18 protein-coding genes are annotated in these 16,998 nt (G+C 65.7%); 14 read left to right on the forward strand and 4 right to left on the reverse strand.

Annotated elements, in window-relative coordinates:
* Positions 1 to 3: 3 nt before the first annotated feature.
* The 3 genes from ACSQ9I_RS38490 to ACSQ9I_RS38500 are packed head-to-tail and all read left to right on the forward strand — an operon-like array spanning position 4 to position 2,976.
* A complete protein-coding gene (locus tag ACSQ9I_RS38490; protein ID WP_436317167.1) occupies positions 4 to 867 on the forward strand; it encodes a helix-turn-helix transcriptional regulator in 864 nt (287 codons plus the stop codon).
* Between the two features lie 43 nt (positions 868 to 910).
* Positions 911 to 1,888 carry a Bug family tripartite tricarboxylate transporter substrate binding protein gene (locus tag ACSQ9I_RS38495; protein WP_436317168.1) on the forward strand — a complete coding sequence of 326 codons (978 nt, stop codon included), beginning with the start codon at positions 911 to 913 and terminating at the stop codon, positions 1,886 to 1,888.
* A 20-nt stretch (positions 1,889 to 1,908) separates the two neighbouring features.
* Positions 1,909 to 2,976 carry a Rieske 2Fe-2S domain-containing protein gene (locus ACSQ9I_RS38500; RefSeq protein ID WP_436317169.1) on the forward strand — a complete coding sequence of 356 codons (1,068 nt, stop codon included), beginning with the start codon at positions 1,909 to 1,911 and terminating at the stop codon, positions 2,974 to 2,976.
* A gap of 183 nt (positions 2,977 to 3,159) precedes the next feature.
* Here ACSQ9I_RS38500 and ACSQ9I_RS38505 read toward each other — a convergent pair whose 3' ends face one another.
* Positions 3,160 to 4,074, reverse strand: a complete 915-nt coding sequence (locus ACSQ9I_RS38505) for a LysR family transcriptional regulator (protein ID WP_436317170.1) — start codon at positions 4,072 to 4,074, stop codon at positions 3,160 to 3,162.
* 84 nt (positions 4,075 to 4,158) lie between these two features.
* Between ACSQ9I_RS38505 and mdlC the strand changes: the two genes are divergently transcribed.
* The 8 genes from mdlC to ACSQ9I_RS38545 are packed head-to-tail and all read left to right on the forward strand — an operon-like array spanning position 4,159 to position 13,329.
* Positions 4,159 to 5,787, forward strand: a complete 1,629-nt coding sequence (gene mdlC / locus ACSQ9I_RS38510; RefSeq protein ID WP_436317171.1) for a benzoylformate decarboxylase — start codon at positions 4,159 to 4,161, stop codon at positions 5,785 to 5,787.
* Between the two features lie 41 nt (positions 5,788 to 5,828).
* Positions 5,829 to 7,280 carry an aldehyde dehydrogenase gene (locus ACSQ9I_RS38515; RefSeq protein ID WP_436317172.1) on the forward strand — a complete coding sequence of 484 codons (1,452 nt, stop codon included), beginning with the start codon at positions 5,829 to 5,831 and terminating at the stop codon, positions 7,278 to 7,280.
* Between the two features lie 20 nt (positions 7,281 to 7,300).
* Positions 7,301 to 8,266 (forward strand): Bug family tripartite tricarboxylate transporter substrate binding protein, encoded by a 966-nt coding sequence (locus ACSQ9I_RS38520; protein WP_436317173.1) that lies wholly within the window; start codon positions 7,301 to 7,303, stop codon positions 8,264 to 8,266.
* Between the two features lie 23 nt (positions 8,267 to 8,289).
* Positions 8,290 to 10,059: an FAD-dependent oxidoreductase gene (locus ACSQ9I_RS38525; protein WP_436317174.1), complete on the forward strand. Its 1,770-nt coding sequence runs from the start codon at positions 8,290 to 8,292 to the stop codon at positions 10,057 to 10,059.
* Positions 10,056 to 11,018, forward strand: a complete 963-nt coding sequence (locus ACSQ9I_RS38530) for a Bug family tripartite tricarboxylate transporter substrate binding protein (protein ID WP_436317175.1) — start codon at positions 10,056 to 10,058, stop codon at positions 11,016 to 11,018. Before ACSQ9I_RS38525 ends, ACSQ9I_RS38530 begins: the two co-directional genes overlap by 4 nt.
* 8 nt (positions 11,019 to 11,026) lie before the next feature.
* Positions 11,027 to 11,875, forward strand: a complete 849-nt coding sequence (locus tag ACSQ9I_RS38535; protein ID WP_436317176.1) for an intradiol ring-cleavage dioxygenase — start codon at positions 11,027 to 11,029, stop codon at positions 11,873 to 11,875.
* A gap of 36 nt (positions 11,876 to 11,911) precedes the next feature.
* A complete protein-coding gene (locus tag ACSQ9I_RS38540) occupies positions 11,912 to 12,220 on the forward strand; it encodes a Dabb family protein (RefSeq protein WP_436297678.1) in 309 nt (102 codons plus the stop codon).
* Positions 12,221 to 12,252: 32 nt separating this feature from the next.
* A complete protein-coding gene (locus ACSQ9I_RS38545; RefSeq protein ID WP_436317177.1) occupies positions 12,253 to 13,329 on the forward strand; it encodes a maleylacetate reductase in 1,077 nt (358 codons plus the stop codon).
* Positions 13,330 to 13,389: 60 nt separating this feature from the next.
* On the opposite strand, the gene ACSQ9I_RS38550 is transcribed toward ACSQ9I_RS38545, so the two are convergent.
* Positions 13,390 to 13,542, reverse strand: a complete 153-nt coding sequence (locus ACSQ9I_RS38550; RefSeq protein ID WP_436317178.1) for a hypothetical protein — start codon at positions 13,540 to 13,542, stop codon at positions 13,390 to 13,392.
* Positions 13,539 to 13,670, reverse strand: a complete 132-nt coding sequence (locus ACSQ9I_RS38555) for a hypothetical protein (protein WP_436317179.1) — start codon at positions 13,668 to 13,670, stop codon at positions 13,539 to 13,541. Before ACSQ9I_RS38555 ends, ACSQ9I_RS38550 begins: the two co-directional genes overlap by 4 nt.
* 10 nt (positions 13,671 to 13,680) lie before the next feature.
* Between ACSQ9I_RS38555 and ACSQ9I_RS38560 the strand changes: the two genes are divergently transcribed.
* Positions 13,681 to 14,160: a helix-turn-helix domain-containing protein gene (locus ACSQ9I_RS38560; protein WP_436317180.1), complete on the forward strand. Its 480-nt coding sequence runs from the start codon at positions 13,681 to 13,683 to the stop codon at positions 14,158 to 14,160.
* A gap of 206 nt (positions 14,161 to 14,366) precedes the next feature.
* Here the strand turns inward: ACSQ9I_RS38560 and ACSQ9I_RS38565 are convergent, their stop codons facing one another.
* Positions 14,367 to 15,866: a PLP-dependent aminotransferase family protein gene (locus ACSQ9I_RS38565; protein ID WP_436317181.1), complete on the reverse strand. Its 1,500-nt coding sequence runs from the start codon at positions 15,864 to 15,866 to the stop codon at positions 14,367 to 14,369.
* 87 nt (positions 15,867 to 15,953) lie between these two features.
* Here ACSQ9I_RS38565 and ACSQ9I_RS38570 point away from each other — a divergent pair, with 87 nt between their 5' ends.
* Together ACSQ9I_RS38570 and ACSQ9I_RS38575 are read left to right on the forward strand one after the other, a co-directional pair.
* A complete protein-coding gene (locus tag ACSQ9I_RS38570; protein WP_436317182.1) occupies positions 15,954 to 16,586 on the forward strand; it encodes an FMN-binding negative transcriptional regulator in 633 nt (210 codons plus the stop codon).
* Positions 16,587 to 16,599: 13 nt separating this feature from the next.
* Positions 16,600 to 16,980, forward strand: coding sequence for an antibiotic biosynthesis monooxygenase family protein (locus ACSQ9I_RS38575; protein WP_436317183.1), 381 nt, complete (start codon positions 16,600 to 16,602; stop codon positions 16,978 to 16,980).
* Positions 16,981 to 16,998: the final 18 nt, after the last annotated feature.

The following is a 16,998-nucleotide window of genomic DNA, read 5'->3' on the forward strand; positions in this document are numbered from 1 at the left end:
TACATGGCGAATCACTGGGCGCGAGTCGGAATAGACGAAGACAGCACGGTGCCGTCCGCGGCGATGATTGCCCTCCTCGACCACCTTCGCGCCGGGCCGCCCGCGCTTGCTGCATTGCGATTCATCGCGCATCTGGTGCCGGTGGAGTACATCTCGCTGGTGGAGTACGCGGGCGGCGGCGCGCCAAGGCAGCTCGAAGGGCATGCGCGGAGCTCGCAAGTCCAGGACACCACGGCGCGCTGCTTTTCGCTGTACCGGTTCGCCTTCTTCCGAGAAGACGAGGTCACCGCGTTGGCCGGCGAACTGACTTCTGTGAGCGAGAAAGCGCCTAGAGTGGACATGTTCCACTACCGCCAGCGCGACATTCCCAACCGGGACTGGCGCAACGAGATCTTCGTGCGCGAACGATTGGCCGGACGGGTGAGCCTGGTCTTCGCAGGAGCTGACCATCGAGCCTACGCGCTCAACCTGTACAGGCACACAGCGGCCGGCGAATTCGAATCCGATGAACTCGCTCGCCTGCGCACGGTGGCGCCGATCGTGCGGGCTGTGTTGCAGTCGCGGCTGGATTCGAAGTCCCGGGCTTCGGATGCGAATCGCGTGGCGATGGCGTCCATCCGCCTGGGGCAGCAGTCGGACAGACTCTCGAAACGCGAACTGGAAGTCGCGGCGCGCATTGCGGCGGGCCTCAGCACGGACGGCATCGCCCAGGATCTGGGCATTGCCACCTCGACGGTGCTCACGCTGAGAAAGCGCGCCTATGCCAAGCTGAACGTCCACAGTCGGATGACTTTGGCGTGGGGGCTTGATATAGGGGATTCCCCGTGCCAATCGCTGGGTACAGACGCGCGCTGTGACGACGCCTAGAGTTCCGGGACGCCGCCCTCCGACGGCAAGAGGAGACATCCCCATGGACCGCCGCATGATGAACCAAATGCTCGCCGCCGCCGCCCTGGCGCCACTGGCCGCAAGCGCCCAGCCGAGCTTTCCTACACGCCCGATACGCATCGTCGTGGCCTATCCTGCAGGTGGAGCTTCGGACTTCATCGCCCGCATGGTGGGTGACCGCCTGTCCAAGACACTCGGCCAGCCCGTCGTGGTGGACAACCGCACCGGCGCATCGGGTGCGCTGGGTGTGTCGGAAGTGGCGAAGGCACCGCCCGACGGCTACACGCTGGGCGTGACCCTCGGCGATTCGCTGATCAACAACGTGGCGTTGTTCAAGGCGCTTCCATACGACCCCCAGCGCGACCTGGCGCTGATGACGCAGGCGGTGTTCAGTCCCGCACTCATCAGCGCCAACCCGGATCTGCCGGTCAAGAACATCGCCGAACTGCGCCAATACGCTGCGCAGCACAAGGGTCAGCTGAGCTACGGTTCGTGGGGGATAGGCAGCCTCGGCCACATTGCCGGCGAGGCCTTGAGTCAGCGCCTGGGTGCGAACATGGTTCATATTCCCCAGCGCGGCGAAGGCCCCGTGCTGCAGGATCTGTTGTCCAAGACGATCAGCCTCGGCCTGAGCTCGGCCGGTCTGGCCAAGCAGCACGTACTCGCGGGAAAGATCACGCCCCTGGCCATTCTGGGACGGGAGCGTTCGAAGGCACTTCCCGGCGTCCCTACCTTGCGGGAACAGGGAATCGACGATCCGATCTTCGATGCAGCGGTATGGATCTGCTTCATCGCCCCAGGCAAGACGCCGCAGCCGGTGCTGCAAAAGCTCATTCAAGAGATCCGGACCATCCTGGCCTTGCCGGATGTGGATGCCGCCGTCGTCGATCGCGGCCTGGAAGTGATGGCCACCACGCCGGTGCAATTCCGCACCAACTATCGCGGCGAGTTCGACATCATCACGCGCCGCATCCGAGAGATCGGCATCGAGCCGCAATAAGACCCAAAGGAGAAGCGAGCGTGTTTATCCGCAACCTCTGGTATGTCATCGCTTGGTCCCACGAAGTAGGCGCCGACGCGCTGTTCACGCGCACGGTGCTGAGCGAGCCCATTCTTCTGATGCGCAAGCAGGATGGCAGCCTCAGCGCTCTTCAGGACCGTTGCTGCCATCGCCTGCTGCCATTGTCGCGCGGTGCCCGCGAGGGCGACGCGGTGCGCTGCGGCTACCACGGGCTGAAGTTCGATTGCGGCGGCCAGTGCGTCGAGGTCCCCGGGATGGAGCGGGTGCCCTCGTACCTGAAAATCAAGAGCTACCCGGTGGTCGAGAAGAACCGTTGGATCTTCGTTTGGATGGGTGACCCGGAGCGCGCGGATGAGGCGCTGTTGCCGGACAACTTCGCCAACGATGATCCGCAATGGTGCAACAAGCCGGGCTACATGCACTATGAGGTCCCGTACCTGCTCATATGCGACAACCTGCTGGATTTCTCGCATCTGAGCTACGTGCACGCCAACACCCTCGGGGGCTCTCCGGAGATCGCGCGATCACGCCAGAAGATCGATCGGCTTTTGATACCGGACGGCCGCCAGGTCGGGTTGAAGGTGTCGCGCCGGGTCAGCGATGTGCCGCCTTCACCCTACTGGAAGAGTTTTCGTGTTGGCCTGCGAGACGAAATGTACGAGCGGTGGTTCGACTATGACTTCGTGTTGCCCGGAACGCTGTTGATGGACTCGGGTGGACGTCCCATCGCGGCACCCGACGACGAAGCCCGCACCGTCCGGCTGCTGAGTTGCCAGACCCTCACGCCGGAGACCGAGACCAGCACCCACTACTTCTTCCAGCAGTCCTGCCAGAGCGCAGACTTTGAACGCGCGCCAGAGACAGTCGACCACATGTATGCCACCCTTGTTCGGGCCTTCCATGAGGATCAGGACACCATCACGGCGCAATATCGGGCGTTGCAGGCAACACCGGGAATGAAGATGCATGCCGTGCCGCCGTTTGATGGCGCGCTCGGGCATTTTCGTGGGCTGGTGGAGCAATGGGTCGCGGCAGAATCTTCGGCAAGTTTCAGCCAAGGCCAGTGATCGTGCGCTGGCTGCGGACGACGTCTACGTTCGCCTTCTGGAGTCACCGGGCGCGGACCTCGTTCTGACGCGGCCCGACTTCGTGGTGTTACAGGCACGCCGATCGTGCAGGTCGCATGCATCTCGCCCAAGGCTTCCTGCAACAGCTGCACTACACCTCGACGAGGGCGCATCACCCCGGCGTCAGCGTCCTTTGTCCTTGAAAAGGCCGATGAAAAGGTTTCGGATCCAGTGGTGCGCCGGATCCGACTCGAAGCGGCGGCTCCAGTGAATCGACACAGTGAAGGTGCTGCGGGGAAGCTCCGCCGGAAGCACCGCGTAGCGCTTCGGGTCTATGAACCTGCGCGCGATCGCCTGAGGCATCACGACGGCGAAATCCGTGCGCGCAATGATGGCCGGCAGCGCAAGGAAGTGCGCCGAGTTCAAGACCAGCCTGCCATCAAGGCCGAGCTGCTGCAGGATGCGGAAGGTCTCCGAGTGCGAGCGGACGGCCACGTATTCCAGGCGCCGCAAGTCCTGGATCGTCATGCGGACATCCGACGCGTTCGAGGCCTTCGCCATCGGATGTCCGGCCCGCACCACCACCGCATAGCGGTCCCGCAGCAACTCGACGCGCTCCGTTCCGCTGACCGAAGGCAGAAAGCCGAGCGCGAAATGAATGGCCCCGGTCTCGAGGGCATCGGCGATCTCCCCGTGCGGCAGCGGGGTCGTATGCACCCGCATGCCGGGTGCCTGGCGGTGCAAGGCCGCCATCAGTTCCGGCAGCAACCGGGCCTCGCCGATGTCGTTCATGTGCAGCCGAACGGTCATTCGCGAGCGCGACGGATCGAACGTGTCTTCGTCCCGCAGCTCATCCTCGATGGCGGCCACGGCCGGCTGCACGACGCTTGCCAGCCGCTCCGCCCGCAGCGTCGGCCGCATGCGCCCGTTGGCGCGCACGAACAGCGCATCGCCCAGGGCAAGCCGCAGTCGCGTCAACCCTTGGCTGGCTGCCGGCTGGGACAGTCCCAGCGCATCGGCAGCGCGGCTGACGCTACCCAGGCGGTACACCGCTTCGAACAGGCGAAGCAAGTTCATGTCCAGTTTTTCACTATGCATACTGCTTATTTTCTTCTAGACATTTCATTGTATTGATGGATATGGCGGTAGCCGCAAAACTGCGGGATTCACCAAGGAGCATTCATGGATCAACGCGTCAAGCCGCTCGCGCAAGAAACCCTCGCGGCGGGCAGTATCCTGACCGTGCGGGATGCCGTTTTCAGGCTGCTGCGCGCCTTCGGCATGACCAGCGTATTCGGCAACCCCGGTTCGACGGAACTGCCGCTGTTCATCGATTTCCCGGAAGATTTCCACTACGTGCTCGGGCTGCAGGAGTCCGTGGTCGTGGGCATGGCGGATGGGTACGCGCAGGCCACGCACAACGCGGCGTTCGTCAATCTGCACTCCGCCGCCGGCGTCGGCCATGCGATGGGCAACATCTTCACGGCCTTTCGCAACCGCACGCCGCTGGTGATCACGGCCGGCCAGCAGGCGCGGTCGATCCTGCCTTTCGAGCCCTTCCTCGGCTCCACGCAGGCGCCCGAGTTGCCGAGGCCCTACGTGAAGTGGAGCGTCGAGCCGGCGCGAGCCGAAGACGTCCCGCTGGCGATTGCGCGCGCCTACTACATCGCGATGACGCCGCCGCGCGGTCCCGTGCTGGTCTCGATTCCATCGGACGACTGGGACGTCCCGACCCTGCCGGTCGATGCACGCGAGGTCAGTCGCCACCTACGCCCGGATCCTGACCTTCTCGCGCGCATTGCCGCGGCCATCGATGGCGCCCGCTCCCCGGCCTTCGTGGTTGGTGCTGCGGTCGATCGCGATGAGGCTTGGAAAGAGACGGTCCAGTTGGCCGAGCGGCACAACGCGCGGGTTTATGTCGCCCCCATGTCGGGCCGGTGCAGCTTCCCGGAAGATCACCCCCTGTGGGGAGGCTTTCTGCCGCCAATGCGCGAGCGCATCGTCGAGCGGCTCGCCGGCCACGACCTGGTGTTCGCGCTCGGTGCGCCGGCGTTCACCTACCATGTCCCGGGCCACGGGCCGCACCTGCCCGAGGGGACCGAGTTGGTGCAGCTCACAGACGATCCCCAGGTCGCGGCCTGGGCACCAACAGGAACCTCCGTGGTCGGCAGCATCCGCCTCGGATTGCTGGATCTGCTCGAACAGAGTACGCCACGGCATCGTGCGCCACCATCTCCCCATCTGCGGCCATCGCGCGTTGCAGAGCCTGCGCCCGACGAACGCCTGCCGGTTGCGTGGGTCCTGCAAACGCTGGCCGATCTGCGCGCGCGCGACAGCATCGTGGTCGAGGAAGCGCCCAGCGCACGGCCGATCATGCACGGCCATCTACCGATCTTCGAGTCGGAAACCTTCTACACCATGTGCAGCGGTGGCCTGGGCTATGGCCTTCCGGCTGCGGTCGGGGTGGCACTGGGCAAGCCCGGCGCACGGGTCATTGCGTTGGTGGGCGATGGCTCGGCGATGTACGCGATCCAGGCGCTGTGGAGTGCAGCGCAATTGGCCTTGCCGCTGACGATCGTGATCCTGAAGAACCGCCGCTACGCGGCGCTGTATGAGTTCGCCCGCATCTTCGGCTACCGGCCCGACGAGCATGTTCCGGGCACCGACCTGCCCGATCTCGATTTTGTTGCGCTGGCTGGCGCGCAAGGCATGAAAGGGCTGCGCGTCGAAACGGCTGAGCAGCTGCGTCCGGCATTGCGCCAGGCCTTGGACTCGACTGCACCGATGCTGGTCGAGGTCGAAGTGGCCTGACGTTTTTTCACTTTTTCCCCAACTACTAAGGAGACCAGACCATGGGCACGATTTCGATGTTGATCAACGGCGAGTCCCGGCAGGCCGAGAACAATGCCACATTCGAACGCCGCAACCCGCTCGACGGTACGGTGGCCACCATCGCACCCGCCGCCACGACAGCTGACGCTGTGGCCGCGGTCGAGGCAGCCGCTGCCGCATTTCCGGCCTGGTCCCGCACCGGCCCGGGCGAACGCAGGGCGCTGTTGTTGAAGGCGGCACACGCCATCGAAGCCAAGGCGCAGGCCCTGACGGATGCAATGGCAGCGGAGACCGGCGCTGCCGCTCCGTGGGCGGGCTTCAACGTGCATCTGGCGGCCGGCATGCTGCAGGAAGCTGCCGGCATGACGACCCAGATCGGCGGCGAGGTCATCCCTTCCGACGTGCCTGGCAGCCTGGCGCTGGGCCTGCGCCGCCCGGCCGGTGTGGTACTTGGCATCGCCCCATGGAATGCACCGGTGATCCTCGGCGTGCGTGCGATCGCCACACCACTGGCTTGCGGCAACACGGTGGTCTTCAAGGGCTCGGAGCTCAGCCCGGCCACGCACGGCCTGATCGTCGAGGCGTTCAAGGATGCGGGCTTCCCGCCCGGGGTCGTCAACTTCGTGACCAATGCACCGGCGGATGCAGCCGATGTGGTCGAAGCGATCGTGGCGCACCCGGCACTGCGCCGGGTGAACTTCACGGGCTCCACCCGCGTCGGCAGGCTCATCGCGCTGACTTGCGCCAAATACCTGAAGCCGGCCGTGCTGGAGCTGGGCGGCAAGGCCCCGCTCGTCGTGCTGGACGATGCCGACCTCGATGCCGCAGTCAACGGTGCGGCCTTCGGCGCCTTCGCCAACAGCGGCCAGATCTGCATGAGCACCGAGCGCATCATCGTGGACCGCCGCATCGCGGACGCCTTCGTCGACAGGCTCGCCGCCAAGGCCACGCAGCTGCCGCTGGGCGATCCGCGCAAGGGGCCGGTGGTGCTGGGTTCGGTCGTCGATGCAAGCACCGTCGAGCGCTGCAACGCGCTGATCGACGATGCGCTCGCCAAGGGCGCGAAACTCGTCTGTGGTGGCAAGGCCGACAGCACGCTGATGCCCGCGACGCTGCTCGACCATGTGACACCGCAGATGCGCATCTACCATGAAGAGAGCTTCGGCCCCGTGAAACCGGTGGTGCGTGTCGACGGCGTCGACGAAGCGGTGCGCGTGGCCAACGACAACCCCTACGGACTGTCCGCAGCCGTGTTTGGCCGCGACATCGCCCGCGCCTGGGAGGTGGCCAATCGCATCGACTCGGGCATCTGCCACGTGAACGGCCCGACCGTGCACGACGAGGCGCAGATGCCCTTCGGGGGGGTCAAGGACTCGGGCTACGGCCGCTTCGGCGGCAAGGCCGGCATCGACGCCTTCACCGAACTGCGGTGGCTCACGGTGCAGACCACCGACCGCCACTATCCGTTCTGATGAAGCGCAGGAGACAGCTCATGAAATCCCTGCTCGCAACCGCGGCGCTGGCCCTCGGCCTCGGACCGTGCGCCACCGCCCAGGCCCAGGACTGGCCGAAGCAGCCGATCAAGATCATCGCCAACTTCGCCCCCGGCGGCGCGGCCGACCAGCTGGCCCGCGCGATCGGCGCGCCGCTGCAGGAAGCGCTCGGGCAACCGGTGCTAGTCGAGAACAAGGGCGGCGCCGGGGGCAACCTCGGTGGCGAGTTCGTCGCCAAGTCACCCCACGATGGCTACACGCTTCTGATGAGTTCCGGCGGCATGGTGTCGATCAATCCGCACCTTTACGCGAAGATGCCCTTCGATCCGGCGAAGGATCTGGTCCCGGTCGCGTCCGTTGCACGCGTGCCGTTCTACCTGGTGGTTCGTGCCGACAGCGCGATCAAGGACTTCAAGGGCTTGATCGCCGACCTGAAGGCGAACCCCGACAAGCGATCGTTCGGTTCGCCCGGCAACGGGAGTTCGCCCCATCTCGCGGCCGAAATGATGAAGACACGGACAGGGACCACGGCGGTGCACGTGCCGTACCGTGGCGCGGCACCCGCGCTGACGGACCTGCTGGGCGGCCAGATCGACTTCCTCTTCGATCCGGGAATCAGCATCCAGCACGTCAAGACCGGCAAGCTGCGCATGCTGGCGGTGGCGAGCCTCAAGCGGGCCCCCCAGATGCCGGAGGTTCCGACGCTCGACGAACTCGGGCTGAAGGGCCTCGACGCCGATGCCGTGTTCGGCCTCTACGCCCCTGCCGGCACCCTGCCGGCCGTCATCGAGCGGGTCAATGCCGAAGTCAACCGCGCACTGGCTAGACCGGCGGTCAGGACACGCATCGAAGCCCTCGGCAACGTGCCGGAGCCTCTGACGCCTGTAGCCTTCGGCGACAAGGGCGCGGCCGACTTCAAGCGCTTGGGCGCCGTGATCCGGGAGCGCGGCATTCGCGCCGACTGATGCATGAAGAAGAAAGATAGCCGATGATCGCCACTCCCCGGCCTGCCACCGGCCACCCTCCCCTCATCGCCACGGACGTCCTCATCGTCGGCGGCGGCCCCTGCGGCCTGATGCTCGCCAACGAGCTCGGTCGCCGTGGCATCCGCTGCCTGTTGGTCGACGCCAAGCCAAGCACAGCTTTCAACCCGCAGGCGAACGCAACGCAGGCCCGCACCATGGAGCATTTCCGCCGGCTGGGCTTCGCGCATGAGATCCGTGCGCTGGGACTGCCCGCCGACCACCCGACGGACATCGCCTACTTCACACGCTTCGCCGGGCATGAACTGGCGCGCATCAGCCTGCCTACGGCCGCCGAGGCCACGGTCAAGATCAAGTCTATGACGGGGTCCTGGAGTGCGGCCGAGCTGCCGCATCGCGTGTCGCAGAAGTTCGTCGAGGAAGCCCTGCGCCGCCATGCGCAGGCCTGGCCGTCCACCGATGTGCGCTATGGCTGGCGGCTGGAACGGTTCAGCGATGACGGTGGTTCGGTGAGCGCCACGGTGCAGCCCAGCGACGGAGGTCCGGCGCAGGACGTACTCGCGAAGTTCCTGATCGGTGCCGACGGCGCGCGCAGCTTGGTCCGGCAACAGCTGGGTATCGAGTGGGGCGGCGTCACCGGCATCCAGCGCGAGTTCATGGGGGGCAAGATGTTTGCCATCTACCTGCGCGCGCCCCGTTTCCTCTCCGTACTGCACCATCCCAAGGCCTGGATGTACGTAGCGGTCAACCATGAACGGCGCGCCTTCATGGCCTCGGTGGACGGCGTATCCGAGTACGCGTTCCATGCGGCGCTGCGTCCCGGCGAAGACCCCGAAGGCTGGACCGAGGCCGATGCGCGCCGCGTCTTTGCCGAGGCGGTGGGCCTCGAGGTGCCGATTGAGATCCTCTCGATGGGCACTTGGCTCGCCGGGCACGCGCTGGTGGCCCAGCGTTTCCAAAAGGGCCGTGTCTTCGTCGCAGGGGACGCGGCTCACCTGTTCACGCCCACTGGTGGGCTGGGCTACAACACCGCCGTCGAAGATGCGGTCAATCTGGGCTGGAAGCTGGCGAACGTGATTCGCGGCCAGGCGCCGCTGGCGCTGCTGGACAGCTACGAGGCCGAGCGCAGGCCATTGGCCGAACGCAACACGGGCTATGCACGAAAGTTTGCCGACTCGGTGGGGCTCTTCGCGGCAAGGCCCGAGCTGGAAGAAGCCTCCGTGCATGGGGATGCCGAGCGTCGACTCGCGGGCCTGCACTTCAATGAGCATGCCCGCCTCGAGTTCAATATCCCAGGAGTGACCTTCGGCGGCCGATACGACGGCTCGCCGATCGTCGTCGGCGACGGCGCTGCGCTACCGCCCGACGAGCCGAATGCCTACACGCCGACCGCCAGTCCCGGCGGCCGGCCACCGCACGCCTGGCTGGACGACGGGCGCTCGCTGTTCGACCTATTCCACGCCGAATGGACCCTGCTGGCGCTGGGGCCCGATTCACCCGCTACCGAGACCTTCGAAGCCGCGGCCCGTACGCTGGCGATCGACTTGCGCGTGGTGCGGCTGCCGCAGGCTTCCCTGCGCGAACTCTATGAAGCGCCGCTTGCACTGATTCGGCCGGACCAGATCGTCGCGTGGCGCGGTGCAGCCCCGGACGATGCGGCAGGCGTGCTGTCTCGCGTCACCGGCAGGCCGAGCGGCGCGGCGCCGCATGCCGCTTCAAAACCTTCAACACCTTCAACAATTTCCGTCGATGCGACGAGAGGAGATCCGGCATGAAAGCCATCGCCCAGATGCTTCGGCTTTCGGCCCTTGCAATGGCCTTGGGCATCGCGCCCTCGGCCTTCGCACAGGCCTGGCCTGCCAAGCCGGTCCGGCTGGTAGCGGCATTTCCGCCGGGGACACCGGGTGACGTGATCGCCAGGTTGATACAGCCGGCGCTTCAGGCCGCCTGGAACCAGCCGGTGGTCATCGAGAACAAGACAGGCGCGGGAGGCAATCTGGCCGCCGGAGAAGTCGCGCAGGCCAAGGACGAGCACACCCTCCTCGTGGGACCGGACACGATCCTCACCATCAACCCCCACCTGTACAAGAAGCTGAGCTTCAATTTGCGGGCTTCGCTCAGGCCCGTGACCTACTTCGCCAGCTTCAACCAAACGCTGGTGTGCAATCCAGCCGCCGAGATCACGTCGTTCGGGAAGTTCGTCCAGCTCCCGTCGACGCGGCTGTATGCCTCCGGTGGTGCAGGGACACCGAGCCACATGACGATGGAAATGCTGCTAGCGACGACCGGAACCAAACTCACCCATGTTCCCTACAAAGGTCCTGGCCCCGCCGCGCAAGACGTGATGGGGCGCCACGTCGACTGTGGGTTCATCGTCTCCTCCATCGTCCTGCCCCATGTCCAGAGCGGGCGGCTGCGGGCAATTGCCGTCTCCGGAAAGGATCGATCGGGTCTGTTGCCTGACGTTCCGACGGTTGCTGAGAGCGGACATGCCGGCTTCGACGCGACCTTCTTCGAGACGCTGATGGCGCCAGCAAGCCTTCCGGTCGCTACCGTCGAGAAAATCCAGCGCGACGTGCGTGCCGCGCTCCAAGCCCCGGGCGTGAAGGCCAGGTTGGCAGAGATGGACCTGCGTGTGGAGGGGTTCAGTGCGCAGGAGGCTCAATTGCGCAGCAAGGAGGACTTCGCCAAGTGGGGTACGGTCGCGCAGCGGGCCCAGCTGCAGCTGGACTGAGAGCGATCATGCGCAATCTCGACCATCACACCATCACCGAAGCCGTGCTTGCGCGGCAGGCGCAGACGGCGAACCCGCGGCTCAGGCGCGTGTTGGACAGTCTTGTGAAGCACCTGCACGCCTTTGCGCGCGAAGTGGAGTTGACCGAGGAGGAGTGGTTCAAGGGCATCGAGTTCCTGACCCGTTGCGGCCACATCACCGATGACAAACGCCAGGAGTTCATCCTGCTGTCGGACGTGTTGGGCTTGTCGATGCTGACGGTGGCACAGAACAACGGCAAGCCAGCAGGCTGCACCGAGGCAACCGTCTTCGGACCCTTCCACGTGGAAGGGGCGCCGCACTACGAGCTCGGTGCGGACATTTCCAACGGCGCTCGCGGCCTCCCATGCCTTGTGCGCGGCACCGTGCGCGGCATCGACGGCAAGCCGGTCGCCAACGCGCACATGGATGTGTGGCAATCGGACGAGGACGGCCTGTACGACGTGCAGCACCCGGAGATCGGCCATGCACAGGCGCGCGGCATCGTGCACTCCGACAGTGAGGGTCGCTATCACTTCCGCTCGATCCTGGCAGTCCCCTATGCCATTCCGCATGATGGCCCGGTGGGCGACCTGCTCCAGGCCACCGGCCGACATCCCTGGCGTCCCGCGCACCTGCACTTCCTGATCGAGGCGCAAGGCTACGAGAAGCTGATCACGCACATGTTCCGCAGCGACGATCGGTACCTGGATTCGGACGCCGTGTTCGGTGTGCGTCAATCGCTGATCGCCGACTGGAAGCAGCAATCCGACGGCTCCTATATCGTTGAGTACGACTTCGTGCTGAACCCCGCCAAGCAGGGCGCTGCGGATGCCTGATCACCCGCCCTCGCTGCGACCCATAGAGGGTGCATCATGATCCGGCACATCGTGATGTGGAACGTGAAAGGCGCCACGGCCGAGGAGAAGCAGGAAAACATCGAGCGTCTGCGAAGTTGCTTCCATGGCCTGCGTGGCCGTGTTCCAGGGCTGCTCCACCTGGAAGTCGGCAAGGATGCAAGCAGAGTTGACTATGCCTGCGACGTCGTCTTGTACAGCGAGTTCGAATCCTGGGAAGCACTGGCCGCGTATGCGATGCATCCGGAACATCTGCGGGTGCGCGACGAGCTGGCTGGCGTCCGCATCGCCAGGCATCAGGTGGATTACGAAGTCCAGGCCGATTGAGCCTGGGCTGAGCACGATGCATTGGGGATCGCATGAAGGAATTCGTCTACAACGGCCAGCCGTCGCGGGTGGTGTTCGGCGCCGGGACCCTGGCGCATCTGGAGCGCGAGATCGAACTGCTCGGGGCGCGCCGCGCGCTCGTGCTGTCCACGCCCGAGCAGCAGGGTCAGGCGCAGCGCGTGGCCAAGCGTCTTGGCAGCCGCGCGGCGGGCGTTTTCGCGCGCGCTGTCATGCACGTGCCCATCGAGACAGCGCGCGAGGCCCGTGAGGAGGCGCGCCGCCTGGACGCGGACTGCGCCGTAGCCATCGGCGGAGGCTCGACCATCGGACTGGGCAAGGCCATCGCGCTGGATTCCGGTTTGCCCATCGTGGCAATCCCGACGACCTATGCGGGAAGCGAGATGACGCCGATCTTCGGCATCACTGAGGGCGGCTTGAAGAAGACCGGCAAGGACGCGCGTGTGCTGCCTCGCACGGTCATCTACGACCCTGAGTTGACGCTGCTGCTGCCTGTCGCCATGAGTGTTACCAGTGGCATGAACGCGATTGCGCACGCGGCGGAGGGTCTGTACGCGCGCGACGGCAACCCGGTGATGAGCCTGATGGCCGAGGAAGGCATCCGCGCGTTGGCCAGGGCACTGCCGGCCATCCGTCGGCGCAGCGACGATCTCGATGCGCGCGGGGATGCGCTGTATGGCGCGTGGCTATGCGGGACGGTGCTGGGCGGCGTGGGCATGGCGCTGCATCACAAGTTGTGCCACACCCTGGGCGGCAGCTTCAACCTGCCCCATGCCGAGGTGCACACGGTGGTGTTGCCTCATGCCATCTCCTTCAACGCGCCGGTGGTGCCTGAAGCCATGTCCCGCATCCAGCGCGCACTTGGGTTAGCACAGCAGAGCAGCGCCGCGGCGGGTCTGTTCGATCTGGCGCGAGACAATGGGGCGCCGGTGGCGCTGCGGGACGTCGGCATGGAGGAGAATGACCTTGACCGTGCCGCAGATCTCGTTGTGAACAACCCGTACTGGAACCCGCGAGCGGCGGGCTTGACACAGCGCGGCGAGATCAGACAACTCCTGCAGAGCGCCTTCGATGGCATCCGACCTGAGTAGACTCTCACCTGTAAGCCCGTTGCTCCAGCAATGGCGGTGCCTTGCCGTACTCCGGTCGGGTCAAATATCTTTCCACAAGATCTGAAATCGGGCCGTCGGCCGGAAGATGCCAGCGCCGTGGGGAATCTCGACTTCCCGAGCCTTCACGCCATCGGCGGGGTCGACCTGCGCGGCGAAGACGGCACTCCGGTCGAAGGCAGGCCAGCGAATCATTGGCGGCGCCCCGACCAAGCCCAGACCATCAGTATCATCAGCACCAGCGCGAGGCCACTGAACGAGAACGCCGCCTCGCCGAGTTCGATCTCCGGCACCAGTGCCTTGCCGATGTTGTACGCGGCCACGGCGTAGGGGGTGGACGCCGGTCAGTTCAGAGCCGACCTGTACTATCGGCTCAATGTGCTCGGCGTGCGCATGCCCGCGCTGCGCGAGCGCGACGACCTGGAGTGGTTGGCCGAGCAGCTGCTCGAGCGCATAGCGCGGCGAGAGGGCCTGCCGGGGCGCCGCGCGCCGCCGTCGGTGCGCGCGCAATGGCTGGCCTTCGACTGGCCGGGCAACGTGCACCAGCTGGAAGCCACACTGCTGCGTTTCCTGGTTTCGGGCGACGCCGGGCTGCCGGCTGCGCCCGCTGCGAAGCAGCAGCGGGCCGGTACCGGCCAGCGCGGAACCCCGGTAACGACCACTTTGCAGGCACACCTCGATCGCGAGCGCGATGTCTGCATACGGAAGGCGCTCGCGGAGACCGCCGGGGACAAGGACGAGGCCGCACGCCGGCTCGGCATCAGCCGTGCGACGCTGTACCGCGAGCTTCAGCGCTCGCCCTCCTCGCTTTGACGACCCAGGCACGTCTACCGCCGTCAACACTCAGGGTGAGGCGATTCGTGTACCGCAGGGGTGGCTCTCATGCAGCCTGTGCAGCCGCCGGCTTCACGGCGACGCCTTTGCACATCGGGGTTGACCAGACTCGACTGTTCCCGGACATCAGATGCGATGTGCAGTCCAGCAACGGGTCTTGCGCCGGATCCAGCCGAGCCTACTTCTCACCTGCTATTCGGCTCCGAACCCCGCGCGGCAATCACCGCAGCCAAGGTACGCATCCCCTGCTGGATCTCTTCAACCGTCAGACTGGCATATCCCAGAATCAGTCCAGCTGGCCGAGGTTGCAGGGGCGATTGCGGCTTGGCAAACAGCGGCGACACCGGGTAGACGCCCACGCCCTTGCCGCGGACAGCATCCACCAGCGCGGGCTCGTCCTGCGGCCGCAGGAAAGGCAGCCAGAGCACCACATGCAGCCCGGCTGCCGTACCGGTGACTCCAGCGTCGCCAGGCAGGTGGCGCGCAATGGCATCGAGCAGCGCCGCACGGCGGCGCTCGTGCTCGCGACGCGTGCGCCGCACGTGACGCTCGTAGACGCCGCTGTCGATCAGCGACGCCAGCACGCGCTGTTCCAGCACGGGCGCATGGCGGTCGGCCAGCCGTTTGGCCTGCCGGAACACCGGCACCAGTTCGGGAGGCAGCACCAGGTAGCCGAGTCGAAGTTGCGGCGACAGCGCCTTGGAGAAGGTGCCTACGTAGATCACGCGGCCGTCGGTGTCGATCGACTGCAGCGCGTCGATCGGGCGCTGGCCATAGCGAAACTCCCCGTCGTAATCGTCCTCGACCACCCAGGCGCGGTGTCTTCGCGCCCAATCAAGCAGTTCCAGGCGCCGGCCGATGGGCAGCACGCCCCCCAGCGGGAACTGGTGCGATGGCGTCACGTACGCCAGACGGGTGCGATCGTCCCGGGGCAGTCTGGCGGTGTCCAGGCCCTGAGCGTCCACTGGGATCGCCAAGAGCTTGGCGCCGGTGGCCTCGAAGCAGCGGCGCGCCATCAGGTACCCAGGCTCCTCGAAGACGAAGGCATCGCCGGGATCCAGCAGCAGCCTTGCGCACAGGTCGATGGCTTGCTGGGAGCCATGCACCACAAGGATCTGCTCGGCGTCGCAGGCGAGACCCCGCGCGCGCCTCAGGTAACCCTGCAGTGCGCGGCGCAGCGACGCGTCACCTTCGGGCGCGACGTAGTACAGACTGCGTTGATGGTGCCGCAGTTTGGCCTGGTACTCGCGCCTCCAGACCAGTGCGGGAAAGTCGCGAGCAGCCACCGCACCATACAGGAAGTCGACGCGGCACGGTTCTGCAGGGGCAAGTCCCGGCATCTCGATCCCCGCAACGCGGCGGCCGAACGCGGAAAGAGATGGCGCGGCCCTAACGCGCCGCTTCGTTCCCGAGTCAGATGGTGCAGCCGCCGCCAGCGGGCTCGCGACCCGGGCAACGCGCCCGACGGACGTGACAAGGAAGCCCTCGGCCGCAAGCTGCTCATAGGCGGCCGTGACGGTGGTGCGCGACACCCCGAGATCGGCCGCCAAGGCACGGGTGGACGGTACCCGCGCGCCCGCAGGGAGCGTCCCATCGGCGATCTGAGAGCGCAGCAACTCGCAAATGCGGCGTCCAGCTCCATTGAAACCGGAACCCTGGCCAGGTGGAATAGGGAACTGGTCCATGCAAAAGGAAAAAAACTGGACCTTCCAATTGTGCCGGTTCCGCGCGAAAGTTCGGCTGCTCGCGCCATTTCAGAACCGCTCACCTTCATGTACATCCAATCGCACTTTGCCGAAACAAGACCTGAGGAACTGCACCGCATCATCCGCGAGAACCCGCTGGGCGCGCTGGTCACGCAAAGCGCCACCGGGCTGGACGCGGATCACCTCCCGTTCGAGTTCGATCCTGACGTGGGAACGCATGGCTTGCTCTCGGCCCATCTCGCCCGCGCAAACACGCTGTGGCAGCGCTGCCCCACAGGCACCCAAGTAATGGTCATCTTTCGCGGCGCCCAGGCCTACGTCTCACCCAGCTGGTACCCGAGCAAGCACGAGGCGCACCGCCAGGTGCCGACTTGGAACTACCAGGTGGTGCACGCGCACGGCGTGCTCACAGTGCACGACGACGAGCGCTTCGTGCGCCGCATCATCGCCCGCCTGACGCGGCGGCACGAGGCAACTGAGCCGAGGCCCTGGAAGATGGGCGACTCAGCGCCCGAGTACATCGACAGCTTGGTGCGCAACATCGTGGGCATCGAGATTGCCATCACGTCGTTGGTGGGCAAGGCCAAGCTCAGCCAGAACAGGGAAGCGCGCGATCGCCTCAGCGCCGCCGACACGTTGAATGCGCGCGGGCACGAGGAACTGGCGGGATTGATGCGCAATGCCAGCGCAAAGAGTTAGGGCGACACAAGCCATGTACACAGCCACCTTCACTTTCGCAAAAGGCCAGTTCGACGACGAGTTCCACGCCCTGGACAATGTCATTGCCCAGATTGCCAGATCCATCCCCGGCTACCGCGGCGAAGAGAGCTGGGAGAATGATGCAAAAGGACTCATCTCAAACGTGTACTACTGGGAAACGATGGACGCGCTTCAGGAGCTCATGAAGCACCCGGCACACATCGCCGCAAAGCAGCGGCAAGCGCTTTGGCTCAACGGCTATCAGGTGGTCATCGCACAGGTCGTCCGTTCCTATGGCGATGGCGGCATTCCTCACCCGCTCGCTGACGGAACCCAATCAGCACTTGCGTCCGCTGATTCTCGGCGCGGAAGAGCAGTGACGAAGTCGATCTGATGCGGCGTCTGGATCGCC

Origin of the sequence: Variovorax sp. LjRoot84 (genome assembly GCF_964254305.1) — a bacterium.
In the GTDB taxonomy this organism is placed as follows: domain Bacteria; phylum Pseudomonadota; class Gammaproteobacteria; order Burkholderiales; family Burkholderiaceae_C; genus Variovorax.